The sequence below is a fragment of the Heliorestis acidaminivorans genome (assembly GCF_008933955.1).
In the GTDB taxonomy this organism is placed as follows: domain Bacteria; phylum Bacillota; class Desulfitobacteriia; order Heliobacteriales; family Heliobacteriaceae; genus Heliorestis; species Heliorestis acidaminivorans.
Genome location: NZ_WBXO01000017.1, coordinates 1 through 11612, shown reverse-complemented (window position 1 = coordinate 11612; position 11612 = coordinate 1). Strand labels below are relative to the sequence as shown.

The 11612-nt window shown below is 42.4% G+C and carries 13 protein-coding genes and 1 rRNA gene; 9 read left to right on the top strand and 5 right to left on the bottom strand.

The window, feature by feature from the left end:
* Positions 1 to 202: 202 nt before the first annotated feature.
* The 6 genes from ftsE to F9B85_RS13615 all read left to right on the top strand — a co-directional run bounded on the left by ftsE (position 203) and on the right by F9B85_RS13615 (position 6054).
* Positions 203 to 901, top strand: a complete 699-nt coding sequence (gene ftsE / locus F9B85_RS13640; protein ID WP_151621779.1) for a cell division ATP-binding protein FtsE — start codon at positions 203 to 205, stop codon at positions 899 to 901.
* On the top strand, positions 898 to 1785 hold the full coding sequence (gene ftsX / locus F9B85_RS13635) for a permease-like cell division protein FtsX (RefSeq protein WP_151621778.1): 888 nt from the start codon (positions 898 to 900) through the stop codon (positions 1783 to 1785). The genes ftsE and ftsX overlap by 4 nt, the downstream gene beginning before the upstream one ends.
* Before the next feature lie 46 nt (positions 1786 to 1831).
* Complete coding sequence (locus F9B85_RS13630) at positions 1832 to 3067, top strand: murein hydrolase activator EnvC family protein (RefSeq protein WP_151621777.1); 1236 nt, start codon at positions 1832 to 1834, stop codon at positions 3065 to 3067.
* A 76-nt stretch (positions 3068 to 3143) separates the two neighbouring features.
* Positions 3144 to 4325 (top strand): S41 family peptidase, encoded by a 1182-nt coding sequence (locus F9B85_RS13625; RefSeq protein WP_151621776.1) that lies wholly within the window; start codon positions 3144 to 3146, stop codon positions 4323 to 4325.
* A 75-nt stretch (positions 4326 to 4400) separates the two neighbouring features.
* Positions 4401 to 5690, top strand: a complete 1290-nt coding sequence (locus F9B85_RS13620) for a PDZ domain-containing protein (protein WP_151621775.1) — start codon at positions 4401 to 4403, stop codon at positions 5688 to 5690.
* Positions 5691 to 5742: 52 nt separating this feature from the next.
* Entirely contained in the window at positions 5743 to 6054 is a 312-nt protein-coding gene (locus tag F9B85_RS13615; protein ID WP_151621780.1) for a TusE/DsrC/DsvC family sulfur relay protein, read from the top strand.
* A gap of 56 nt (positions 6055 to 6110) precedes the next feature.
* Here F9B85_RS13615 and F9B85_RS13610 read toward each other — a convergent pair whose 3' ends face one another.
* The 5 genes from F9B85_RS13610 to F9B85_RS13590 form a co-directional block, all read right to left on the bottom strand.
* Positions 6111 to 6764: a redox-sensing transcriptional repressor Rex gene (locus F9B85_RS13610; RefSeq protein ID WP_151621774.1), complete on the bottom strand. Its 654-nt coding sequence runs from the start codon at positions 6762 to 6764 to the stop codon at positions 6111 to 6113.
* Between the two features lie 122 nt (positions 6765 to 6886).
* Positions 6887 to 7093: a hypothetical protein gene (locus tag F9B85_RS13605; RefSeq protein WP_151621773.1), complete on the bottom strand. Its 207-nt coding sequence runs from the start codon at positions 7091 to 7093 to the stop codon at positions 6887 to 6889.
* Positions 7094 to 7119: 26 nt separating this feature from the next.
* The gene (locus F9B85_RS13600; protein WP_151621772.1) at positions 7120 to 7344 is read right to left on the bottom strand and encodes a MoaD/ThiS family protein; all 225 of its coding nucleotides are present in this window, start codon (positions 7342 to 7344) and stop codon (positions 7120 to 7122) included.
* A 25-nt stretch (positions 7345 to 7369) separates the two neighbouring features.
* Positions 7370 to 8461, bottom strand: coding sequence for a tungsten cofactor oxidoreductase radical SAM maturase (locus F9B85_RS13595; protein ID WP_151621771.1), 1092 nt, complete (start codon positions 8459 to 8461; stop codon positions 7370 to 7372).
* A gap of 107 nt (positions 8462 to 8568) precedes the next feature.
* Positions 8569 to 10365 (bottom strand): aldehyde ferredoxin oxidoreductase family protein, encoded by a 1797-nt coding sequence (locus F9B85_RS13590; protein ID WP_151621770.1) that lies wholly within the window; start codon positions 10363 to 10365, stop codon positions 8569 to 8571.
* A gap of 476 nt (positions 10366 to 10841) precedes the next feature.
* On the opposite strand from F9B85_RS13590, the gene F9B85_RS14500 reads away from it, so the two are divergent.
* From F9B85_RS14500 to F9B85_RS14670, 3 genes are all read left to right on the top strand, one after another.
* Positions 10842 to 11000 carry a hypothetical protein gene (locus tag F9B85_RS14500; RefSeq protein ID WP_170270554.1) on the top strand — a complete coding sequence of 53 codons (159 nt, stop codon included), beginning with the start codon at positions 10842 to 10844 and terminating at the stop codon, positions 10998 to 11000.
* Between the two features lie 311 nt (positions 11001 to 11311).
* Complete coding sequence (locus F9B85_RS13585; RefSeq protein ID WP_151621769.1) at positions 11312 to 11515, top strand: hypothetical protein; 204 nt, start codon at positions 11312 to 11314, stop codon at positions 11513 to 11515.
* A 15-nt stretch (positions 11516 to 11530) separates the two neighbouring features.
* Positions 11531 to 11612: ribosomal RNA gene (locus F9B85_RS14670) — 16S ribosomal RNA — on the top strand; the annotation flags it as partial.

The window sequence follows — 11612 nt, the reverse complement described above, 5'->3', positions numbered from 1 at the left end:
ACCGCAGAGACGCAGAGTGTACAGAGGACTAATTTATTAATAAATTAGTCCTCTGTACACTCTGCGTCTCTGCGGTTTTTCTTTATTTAAAGCAATCTGCGTCTTTCTCCTTTTCCTGATCGTTCCTTTATTTTCTTGCTAAAAACAAAAAGGATATAAGGCTTTTATGTCGAAGACTCTCCTGATGTGGAGGTTGAAACAAATGATACAGATGTTCAACGTCTCGAAAACGTACTCTAACGGGGTAAAAGCGCTTTTAGATGTAAGCGTGCGCATACAAAAAGGAAGTTTTGTTTTTCTCGTTGGCCCTTCTGGTGCTGGCAAATCTACTTTTATAAAGCTTCTTTTTCGAGAAGAGAGACCTTCAGGGGGCCAAATTATTTTTAACGGGCGCTCTCTTATTCGCATGCGTGACAAAGACGTACCTCATTTGCGTCGTCAGATGGGTGTAGTATTTCAGGATTTTCGTCTATTACCAAAGAAGACAGTTTTTGAAAACGTAGCTTTTGCTATGGAAGTAGTTGAAGGACCCGTCAAAAAAATTCGTCAACGAGTACCGCAAGTTTTAGACATGGTTGGCTTGGGAAGTAAAGCTAATTTGTACCCTCACCAGCTTTCTGGTGGAGAACAGCAAAGGGTCTCCATTGCCCGAGCTATTGTTAATGATCCCATGCTAATTATTGCTGATGAACCAACAGGGAACTTAGACCCTGAAACAGCCAAAGAAATTATGGATCTTCTACTTGATATTAATCGACGCGGCACGACAATCATCATGGCCACCCATGCTCGAGATATTGTAGATTCTATGCGACAAAGAGTAATAGCTATCGAAGGTGGCCGCGTAGTAAGAGATGAAGAACGCGGAAGCTACGAAAAGGAGAAAGACACGGAAACATGAAAATTCGGACAGTTGCATATATTTTCCGGGAAGCTTTCCGTTCTATGTGGCAGAACAGTTGGATGAGTATTGCTTCCGTATCAACTGTTGCCGTATCCTTGCTCATTCTGGGCTTATCGCTTGTCCTCGTCATGAACTCTAATCATCTGGCAGACACCATTGAATCCGAATTGGAAATAGCTGTATTTATGCAAACTGACGCTGATGCTAGAGAAGTTCAACGAGTTGGCGAAAGGATTGGCAATCACGATAAAGTAAGTGAAGTAATATTCGTCCCCAAAGAAGAAGGACTAGCCAACATGCGTCGCACTTTAGGCGATCAAAGTGATTACTTTCGCGCTTTAGGTAATGAAAATCCCCTGCCTGATATGTATCGCGTCAAAGCTTCCAATCCCAATGATGTAGCACCTCTAGCGTCAGAACTAGAAGGAATCTCAAGCGTAGAAAAAGTTCGCTATGGTCATGGTGTGGTCGAACAAATCTTAAGCCTCACCTACTGGGTACGTATGGGCGGCATAGCTGTTATGGGACTTATTGGAGCGGCCGCTGTTTTTCTAATCTCGACAACGATTCGTTTAACCGTTTTTGCACGACAGAAAGAAATAACGATTATGAAGTACGTCGGTGCAACGAACTGGTTTATTCGCTGGCCTTTTTTGCTGGAAGGTATGTTTTTAGGTTTTTTCGGCTCAGTAATTGCCGTTTCATTCCTTTTCTTTACCTATACGAATGTTATTACTTACGTTCAATCTTATATTCCCTTTGTTCCACTGAGAAGCGATACAGATTTTCTTGTTACGATTTCTCAGATTCTACTAGCCACAGGCGTCTTTATTGGTGCTTTAGGTAGTACCATATCATTGCGTAAATTCTTGAAAGTATAACTTCTCTTCAGATTTCTCATTGAACTGAAGGAGCGATGACATCAAAATGAATGGGATGGAAAAAGATATAAAAGATATCAATAGAGAATCTAAAAAAAATAGTGAAGCCCCGAGGACTTTTTCCCGTCGTCTTGTGGCGGCTCTAGTGGGGACAGCCTTGTTTTCTACACTTCTTCTTCCCGGATTAGGCACAGAGCCATATGGTATAGCCATGGCCGATGAGTTAACCAAAGCTCGCCAAGATCATAATCAAGTACAACAACAAATAAATAATACTCGTCGAGAGCTTGAGCAACGAAAGCGGGAAGAGCGGACAATTCTCGGTCGCTTAGATATTGTAAAAAGAGAGATAAGCCAGACTGAAAGAGCCATTTATGAACTGGGACGGCAAATGGATGTTGTAGAAAAACAAATTGGTCAGGCCCAGAAAGAACTAGAAGAGGCTCAGAAAAGGCATGATGAACAGCTAGAATTATTAAAAATGCGTATGCGAGATATGTACATAAATGGAAACGTCTCTTACGTAGAAGTTTTGCTCGAAGCTACTCATATTGTTGACTTCTTAACGCGCCTCGATCTGATGGAGAAAATTGTAGAGCAAGACGCCAAGTTAATCCGTCAGATTGAAGCAGAAGAGCGAGCTATTGCGGCTCATAAAGCCAATCTAGAAGTGCGCAAAAATGAGCTAAGTGAACTGAAACAGAATGCCGAAGCAGAAAGAAGACGACTGAACGAACAGAGCCAAGAGCACCAACAGCTTCTAGAAGAGGTAACATCACAAAAAGAAGTTGTGGAACAGATGCTTGACGACTTAGAAAGAACGTCAAGACAGCTAGAAAGCATGATTCGCAACTTACAACTACAGCAAAACCGTGCCGCTATGGGTACTGGCCCCATGGCGTTCCCACTGCCTCAAAACGCTCGAGTAACTTCACCTTATGGAGGACGCATTCACCCTGTATTGAAGACGTCGCGCTTCCACACAGGGGTAGACTTCGCCGCTTCAACAGGTACACCTATCTTAGCTTCTCAGACAGGCATTGTTATTTTTGCTGGCAGTAGCGGAGGCTACGGTAATACAGTAATCCTAGATCATGGTGGCGGTACATCAACCTTATATGCTCATATGTCTGTCATAGGTGTTCGAGAAGGTCAGACAGTGCAAAAAGGAGAACGAATTGGAGCTGTGGGCTCAACAGGTTGGAGTACAGGTCCACACTTACATTTTGAAGTAAGACAAAATGGGCAACACGTCAATCCCATGCCCTATATAGGTCGTTAGAAAGGAGAATACAAAACTCCTACAATGCGTATAGAAGTAGGAGGGAAGGAAATCCGAATTAAGGTGGTTGAAGTTATTGACTGGACGTCGTAGCGGTCTTACCATTGCGGCCGCCATAATTGTTGCGATCAGTGTCCTTGTTACAGCAATGCTAACAGTGGCATTGATAACAAATTATCAGCATTTAGGCAGACTGGCCAAAGTGGTACATTTGGTAAACCGCGAATACTTAGAACCTGTCCCTTTTTCAACGCTTGTCGATGGTGCCATGAAAGGTATCGTCGGTTCATTAAACGATCCTTATTCAAGCTATTTAGATGCAGACCAATACAAACAGCTCTTTGAACAGATTCAAGGAAGCTTCACAGGTATCGGTGTCTATGTAAGCAAAAGAGATGTAAATAAACTAGTTGTAGTCTCTCCTATCAAAGGAGGACCTGCCGAGAGAGCAGGCTTACGTGCAGGTGACGTGATTGTAAAAGTCGATGGTGTTGATGTAGCTGAACTAGATGTTGATGTAGCCGTATCCAAAATCAAAGGGCCAGAAGGCTCAGAAGTTCAGTTGACCATCTTCCGTGAAGGAGGTCAAGGCTTCCAAGAGTTCACAATCGTTCGGGAAGAAGTGCATATCCCCGTAGTTACAGCAGAGCTTGCTGAGCAAGACAAGCGCATCGGTATTATACAAATTAGCCAGTTCAATAAAATAGCGGCCAGTGAGGTAGATAGAGCCTTAACGAGGTTCCAGCAAGAAGGTGTCAAAGGGATTGTACTAGACTTGCGCGATAATCCTGGTGGAGAACTAGAATCATCGGTAGACATTGCCTCACACTTTATCCCTACTGGACCTGTTGTGCATATCGTGGACCGTTCTGATGGTACAGAAACAGCTTATAGCACTCGTGACTATATAGGTCTGCCTCTGGTCATCCTGATTAATGGAGGCTCAGCCAGTGCTTCTGAAATCGTGGCTGGTGCTGTTAAAGACAATGGAACGGGCACATTAGTAGGGACAAAAACCTTTGGTAAGGGTATTGTGCAGATGGTAATGCAACTAGACGGTGGTGCTGCCTTAAAGCTTACGACAGCAAAGTACCTCACGCCTCATGAAAATGATATCCACAAGCTTGGTATCGAACCTGATGTAGAAGTAGAAATCGCTAACAGAACAGACGCTCATTATCTAGTAGAAAAACAAGATGAGAATGAAGATGTTCAGCTAATCAAAGCTCTAGAGATTATACAAGGAAAGATACAATAACTTTTTGCTAAGCAATTAGACATATAAGTTAGATAAGTAAAGATTCTTAATTCAAAAATAGGCAGGTTGTCTAATATGGAAGCCTTTAACCTGTGGAATATGCTCCAACTGATTTTTCAGGGTATTTGGTTGCTGGTTGCCCAGCCCTTCCAATACCCTTCTTTGTTTTGGCTAATCGTTATACTCATAGCTTTACAATACCGTCGCATGGCCAAAATGAAAGCAGAACTATTTCGGATAGAGCAAGAAAGCTCTTGGCGTCCTATCTTGGTAGCCATTGCATTTGGGATTTTTGGCGGCATGATTGGCTCTTTTTTGCTTATTTTCTTTGGTATAACTATTACTGAAGCAGGCTTTCTCTATCTCTGGCCTATAGCATTACTGCTTATGTTAATCAACACACGCTATCTCTGCTTTGCTTATGCAGGTGGTGTGCTCTCCTTAGCGGCCATTATCTTAGGGTGGGAAGCGATCAGCGTAGCCCAAATTATGGGACTAGTGGCTATACTGCACATGGTAGAAGCTTTGTTAATCTACTTTACAGGTCATCGAAGTTCTGTACCTGTCTACATTTCTCATCAAAAAGGCATGACTGTTGGGGGCTATAATTTACAAAGCTTTTGGCCCATACCGCTTATGGTTTTGACTGTAGTAGCTATACCAGAAGAAAGTAGCTTAGCTACCTCAGGTATGGCTATGCCAGGTTGGTGGCCTTTAATTGAGCCGCCAGCGATGGAACCAGCTGTAGGACAGATGCTTCTTTTTGTACCATTGCCGATTGTAGCCGCTCTAGGTTATGGTGATTTAGCTGTTACGAGACCTCCGCGAGAGCACTCGCGGCTATCAGCTTTTTTACTAGGGCTATATAGCCTTATTTTACTGGGACTTGCTCTACTAGCTTCTTTTCAACCTTCGCTGGCTATTTTAGCCGCCTTATTTGGCCCACTTGGTCATGAAGCTCTTATTCTATGGACACAACGAAGGGAACTAGGTGGAAAACCTTTCTATGTGCCTTCACCCTGGGGCTTGCGAATTCTAGGTATTGCTCAGGGCTCGCCAGCAGAAAAGCTAGGTCTACAAACAGGCGATGTTGTCAGTAGGGTCAATGGTCATGATGTCAGAACTCGTAATGATCTGTCTATGGCAGCTTCTATGTCACCCCTCCATGTTGAAGTGGAGTTTTTGCCAGACGGCAAAAACGAAGGTGTATGGCGACACAAAAGCATTGAGAAGAAATGGAGCGAACCAATCGGAATCATAGCAGCACCTGATGAAGGAGAACCTGCGCAAGTAAAACTTGAAACTAGTGGAGTCATAGAGCGCTGGATAGGACGCTGGAAAAATAGAAATAGAAAAAATAGTTGAAGTAATTTAAGAATTTTTGTTAGTAGCAATGGAGGCTTGAAGCGTGGTTTCTATTACGACTAAGTCTGGCCTGACTGTTTCCTTTGATAAGGACGGCTTTCTCGTAGATACGAATATGTGGAATGAAGAAGTTGCCGAGGCAGTTGCCAGAGAAGAAGATGTAGAAGAACTGACCGAACAGCACTGGCAAGTTATTTTTTATCTCCGTAAGTATTATGAAAAATACAACATAGCTCCCATGGTTCGCAGACTATGTACAGAAACAGGCTATTCATTAAAACAGCTCTATGATCTTTTTCCAACAGGTCCAGCTAAAGGTGCTTGCAAGATAGCAGGTCTTCCAAAACCGACAGGTTGCGTATAAAAAAAAGACACAGCAAGGTGACATTATTGTCACAGCTGTGTCTTTTTTATCTTTTCTTAACTTCGCATTCCCAAATTAAAGCTTAGAACTTCTAGATTGACAGTTAAGTCTATGTTACGTACTTCTATATGGTCTGGTACATTCAAGACAACAGGTGCAAAATTGATAATGGAAGCTACGCCAGATTGAACAAGATCGTCTGCAATCGATTGTGCAGAATCTGCTGGCACAGCAATGATGCCCATTTTTACTTGCTTTTCTTGAACAACTTTGTTAAGCATATCTAAAGGGTAGATGGGCAGGTTTTCAGGTAGAGTATCAGTTCCGCTATCCTTTTCATGCTCTAATTCGTTAGGATGACTATCAAAAAGTGCAACTACATCAAAACCACGATCAAGCAGGCCTTTGTATGTAGCTAAAGCTTTGCCAAGGTGACCTGCACCGATGATGATGACTGGCCAAGACTGATTAACACAAAGTAGCTTGTCCACTTGCTCGCAAAGATCTTTGACGCGATAGCCTACTCCTCGAATACCGAACTCGCCAAAATAAGACAAATCTTTACGAACTTGAGCGGAAGGAATTCCTACTGCAACACCAATTTCATCTGAAGATATGATATCCATTCCTCTATCATTGGCTTGATTCAAAAAGCGTGAATAGAGAGAAAGGCGAACTACAGTGGGCTCTGGAATTTTTAATACTTTCATGAATATCCCTCCGCAATGTACTATCTTAACCAGATATCCTTCTATGGTTAAGTATAATATAAATTTAACTTTCCGTATAGGAAAAGTAGATAGTTTTTTCAAATAACAATAAAATACCTGGCCTAAGCATGGCCAGGTATTTTATCTTTTTCTGTTCTTTCTTTTTCATTAGTATCACCACTAGTTTTGCTATGACGCCATTTGACAAGTATGGTAGTAACTGCGATCAGGGCAAGTAAAGTGAGCCAAAAATAAGGGGTTGATAAGACAAAGAATATAACTTCTTTAAGTAAAAAAAAGAAAAAGCCAAGAAAATCGAAAAACACCATTCATCACCCTTTTCAGGTGCTACCTGTTACCCACCACCGACAGGGGGAAAGAGGGAGAGGGTGTCTCCGTCTTTTAAAGGATGATCGACTTCTTCGTTTCTTCCATTGACCATTAAGATAGCCACTTCTTCATCAGGGATAGCGAGAACAGCTAAGACTTCTTTGACTGTTGTATCATCAGGAAACTCCATTTCTTGCTTAACAAAACGATTGTCGCGAAAAGTGGCAAATAGCTTGACCAGTATTTTCATGAAAGGTCCTCCCCATTTATCAGCTTTAAGGGCATAGAGCTAAGCGACGAGACCAAAGGCAGTCAGCGCAACCAGGGCTATTATAATAACAGTCTGCGTCAGAATCTAGAACGTAATCACAGCCATTTACAAAATTACAGTCAGGGCAGGAAGGGTAGATGCCGTGACCGATTTTATAACGAAACTCCATATATTTTTGTGATGTCCAAATCTCATAGAGTGTTTTTTCCTGTAGATTGCCAAAATCATAAGCTAGGACATCTTTTTTTCTGCCGTAGACGTATTCTTGGTAAGAATGAAGATGTCGGAAACAAGGAGAGATCTGGCCCTGCCATCCAATGGCGCAGGCATAATCTTCCATGAACTGACAACGGCGCTCTGTTTTTAGTGAGAATTCTGGCTCGATTAAGGCAACTTGCCCAGAAAAGCTACGTAAACGTGCTTTGGCGAGGACGTCATCAAGATCGTCAGGCAGTGCAGGGTGATAGAGACTTTGGTCAACCATAGCAGAAGTAAAAGGCATGAGGTTGGTAAGGTGGATTTCACGAATATCATAACGTGAGGCAAGGTCAACAAGAGCTGGAAGAGAGTGATAGTTATTTCTCATAAGGACAAACTCAGAAATCAACCAGGGCCTATCCAGACGGCGACGTTTTTTTGCTTCATTAAATGCGGCAATATGGGCTAACAGTTTTTCTAGGTTGTGTCCCCTAATTTGATCATACCCTAGGGGATCAGGGCTGTCTAGGGAGATCATTAGACGAGAAACGTCGAGATCAAGAAGAGCTTCGATCTTTCTTTCATCTAATAAAGTACCGTTGGTGAAGATGGTAACTTCAAGATTCTTCTCACGAGCTTCTCGCACCCATGATAGAAAGTGGGGATGGACAAAGTTTTCGCCTATGCCACCAAAGACTATTTCGCTTAAGTGCGGAAAGTCTTTTGTTCCCTCTAAAATACTATGAAAAATTTCCTCACTCATGTCTCCTTGAGGACTTTTCATGCTTCTTCGAAAGCACATGACACAAGATAAATTACAGCGTGCCGTTATTTCAACGTAAAGCTTTCGCAAAGTCGGCTTGGGGTGAAAGGTAAGTTCAAATTCTTGGTCTTTCAATTTCTTATCATCCTTTCAGATGGAGGGCAAGAGCAGATTATTAAAGTAGGAATTATGATAGAAAAAGGGAGGGTCTCTTTACAGTGAGCCCTCCCTTTTCATCCAGTTTACTTCAATCCTAGTTTTTTCAGCGTTTCTTCTGTTGGTACACCTTCAGCATCCCAACCACGGACTTCGTAATACAGCGGTAAGAGCTCATCGAGCTTTGTAGTCCAGCCTTTGCTGGGTCCTTCTGGTATAGGCTCTTCGAGAAGTCGCTTCGGTAAAGTGTCGTCTGCTTTGGTAAAGCCAGCTTTTAAGTTAAAGATACGTTCAATATTATAGATGCGATCGCCTGCTTCGAGCACGGAATCAGCAGTCCACTCTTGCCCTGTAGCCGCAGAGAGCATATCTGCATAATCTTGTGCACCTAGTGCAAAAGAAGTGAAGAGGCAAAGGCCAGTAGCATCAATTGTAGCCGTTAGATCTTGGAAAATCTTCGCCCACTGAGGCTTGTTCTCTAGGGAGAGCCGATCTAATTTCTCAGGAATACCTAGAATTTCAGGGGAGATTAGGTAACCGCGAACGTGACAACCGCCACGGTTAGAAGTTGCGTATTGTACGCCTTGCCCTTGAATACCACGAGGGTCGTAGGCTGGCAGTTCTTGCTTTTTCACAGTCATGGATAGTTCAGGTACACCGTAAGATTCTGCGAGGCGGTAAGAACCTTGAGCTAGTTTGGCACCAAAGCCTTCGCCTTCACCCATCTTGCGTGTCCATTCTACGATGGCATCGGCATTACCAAAGTTCAATTCTGGTCCATCAATTTCTTCTGCTTTTATGTAACCTTTTTCGAAGAGCTCCATGGCACAGGCAATAGTGCAACCAGCAGAAATGGTGTCAAGGCCATAATCGTTACAGAGGTGATTAGCTTTAATTACTGCTTTGAGGTCGCTAATGCCACAGTCGGCACTGTAAGCCCAGAGAGTCTCGTATTCAGGACCGCCGCCTTCCATGTCGTCAGCTTTACAATAACGACCACAGGCGATAGGACAACGGTAACAGGGATCGCGCTTCACAAGATATTTAGCTTCTAAAGTTTCACCGGAAACTTCTTCAGCTTCTTCGAAAACGCCGGTTTGGAAATTCCGCGTGGGGAAAACGCCGCTTTCGTTGATGATGTTAACTAGTACAGCAGTGCCGTATTTGGGTAAGCCTTGTCCAGTTACACCGTTTTCACGAATCTTAGCCATAGCACCTTTGAGGATATCACGCATTTTTTCGCTGTCAGCCACTTCTACTTTCTTAGAACCGCGAACAACGATAGCTTTTACATTTTTAGAACCAACAACAGCGCCAACTCCAGAACGGCCAGCGGCACGGAAGCGCTCGTTCATAACGGCGGCAATTGGGGAAAGTTGCTCACCAGCCGGGCCAATGCAGAGTACACGAGCTTTTTGATCGCCCATTTCTTCTAGCAAGGTATCAGTAGTGTCGTTAACTTTCTTGCCCCAGAGATGATCGGCGTCTTTAATCTCTACTTCATCATCAATAATAGTAATATAGACAGGCTTTTCAGCTTTTCCTTCCAAAACAACCATATCATATCCAGCGTTCTTTAACTCAGGCCCCCAGTAACCACCAGAGTTAGAACAAGCAATTGTTCCAGTTAAAGGAGCTTTAGTGACCACCATATAGCGGCCGCTAGTAGGAGCATTAGTGCCAGTTAAAGGACCTGTAGCGATAAATACTTTGTTTTCAGGGCTGAGAGCATCTATAGTCGGGTCAATTTCCTGAGATAACATATAAGTAGCGAGACCGCGACCGCCCACAAATTTTTGTGCCATTTCGGCATCAATAGCTTCCTTGGTGATAGTTTTTGTTGATAAGTTGATGCGCAGAACCGTTCCCACGTAAGCTTTCATGTACATACCTCTCAGAATTGGCGTAATAAATAGACATATGTTCTTTTGTAGGTGACTCTTCTTATGCTTACCTGCCAAATTAAGAATTCTAGAGAAAGGTGAATACTGAATACAAGAAAAAGTGAGCAGATCTGCATAAAAAAGTTTGGGATAGCGCAGAGTAATGCTTAAGAAGAGGTGCGTTGATACAAGACCGACATTGTTCCAACTAAGAACAAGATGAGGTGGATCTACCCCCTTGTGTATGGGAGAGAGAAGGACAAGCCCTTGTTGTTCGCACCTACAAAGTAGATTTTATCATGTTTTAGTTAAAAAATGAATAGACGTTCAGACTTTTCAGTAACTTAATTTTGCTACAAATTTAGTGCTCTTGTATTAGATAGAACTTCAAAAAAAGTTAAAAACCTTACAAATTAAGAGAGTAAAGGAACTTTCAACTGGAAAATCTATATAGGGATAAAGGAGGTGAGTCTTCGATGGTAGATAACAAGTCTAAGCAAGATCCCGATCAAGATACTCTGGTTATGCGTGAAGTTGGTGAAGATGGAACTCATTTAAGAAAAATGGAGAACACAGAAGATCACATTAAAGGTTCTACAAAAGACCGTAAACAGAAAAAAGAAAGCAACTCTTAGGCATGATTTAATATAGCAACTATGCTTTTATATAGTAGCTATATTAAATCGATTGAGGCTTTTGGTAGAAAAAAGAGAGTATACTTTAAGATTTTTGAAAAGTTTTTTCGCAAAAAACATGTTTTTTGTGCACAAAATGCACGATTGGTAAATCTTGATGGTTGAACTGTCGAGTTAGTTATGCAATAATAGCACATGTCGCCGATACGAGGTAGCAAATACCAGTTGAAATAACAAAGTATTAGCGATATAATAAAACTCTTGAAACAAAAACGGTCCTTGAAAATCAAACAGTTGTAAAAAAGTCAAGCGTGCGAAACGTCGAAGCCGAAAGGCAGAGACACCAATCAATTCTGAAACTATTGCTTGAATTAGCCTCCTGCGTTGTCGAAATAGACAATGTAGAACTGAGGAAAGTAACAGTTATCATTAAAGTCAAATTAGAGCTTGTCAAAGCTCCGGAATATAAGGATATAAAGGATGTTAACCGCTATTGCCATCCATGGCGCGGTTAACTCCGTAAAATCCATTTTACGGAGAGTTTGATCCTGGCTCAGGACGAACGCTGGCGGCATGCCTAACACATGCAAGTCGAACGGAGTCGATTAAGTA

What these genes read in the sequence shown, in the direction of transcription:
- F9B85_RS14500 (WP_170270554.1), top strand. Translation starts at nt 10,842, where the DNA reads ATGGTAGATAACAAGTCTAAGCAAGATCCCGATCAAGATACTCTGGTT.
- F9B85_RS13610 (WP_151621774.1), bottom strand. Translation starts at nt 6,764, where the DNA reads ATGAAAGTATTAAAAATTCCAGAGCCCACTGTAGTTCGCCTTTCTCTC.
- F9B85_RS13605 (WP_151621773.1), bottom strand. Translation starts at nt 7,093, where the DNA reads ATGGTGTTTTTCGATTTTCTTGGCTTTTTCTTTTTTTTACTTAAAGAA.
- F9B85_RS13600 (WP_151621772.1), bottom strand. Translation starts at nt 7,344, where the DNA reads ATGAAAATACTGGTCAAGCTATTTGCCACTTTTCGCGACAATCGTTTT.
- F9B85_RS13590 (WP_151621770.1), bottom strand. Translation starts at nt 10,365, where the DNA reads ATGAAAGCTTACGTGGGAACGGTTCTGCGCATCAACTTATCAACAAAA.
- F9B85_RS13630 (WP_151621777.1), top strand. Translation starts at nt 1,832, where the DNA reads ATGAATGGGATGGAAAAAGATATAAAAGATATCAATAGAGAATCTAAA.
- F9B85_RS13620 (WP_151621775.1), top strand. Translation starts at nt 4,401, where the DNA reads ATGGAAGCCTTTAACCTGTGGAATATGCTCCAACTGATTTTTCAGGGT.
- ftsX (WP_151621778.1), top strand. Translation starts at nt 898, where the DNA reads ATGAAAATTCGGACAGTTGCATATATTTTCCGGGAAGCTTTCCGTTCT.
- ftsE (WP_151621779.1), top strand. Translation starts at nt 203, where the DNA reads ATGATACAGATGTTCAACGTCTCGAAAACGTACTCTAACGGGGTAAAA.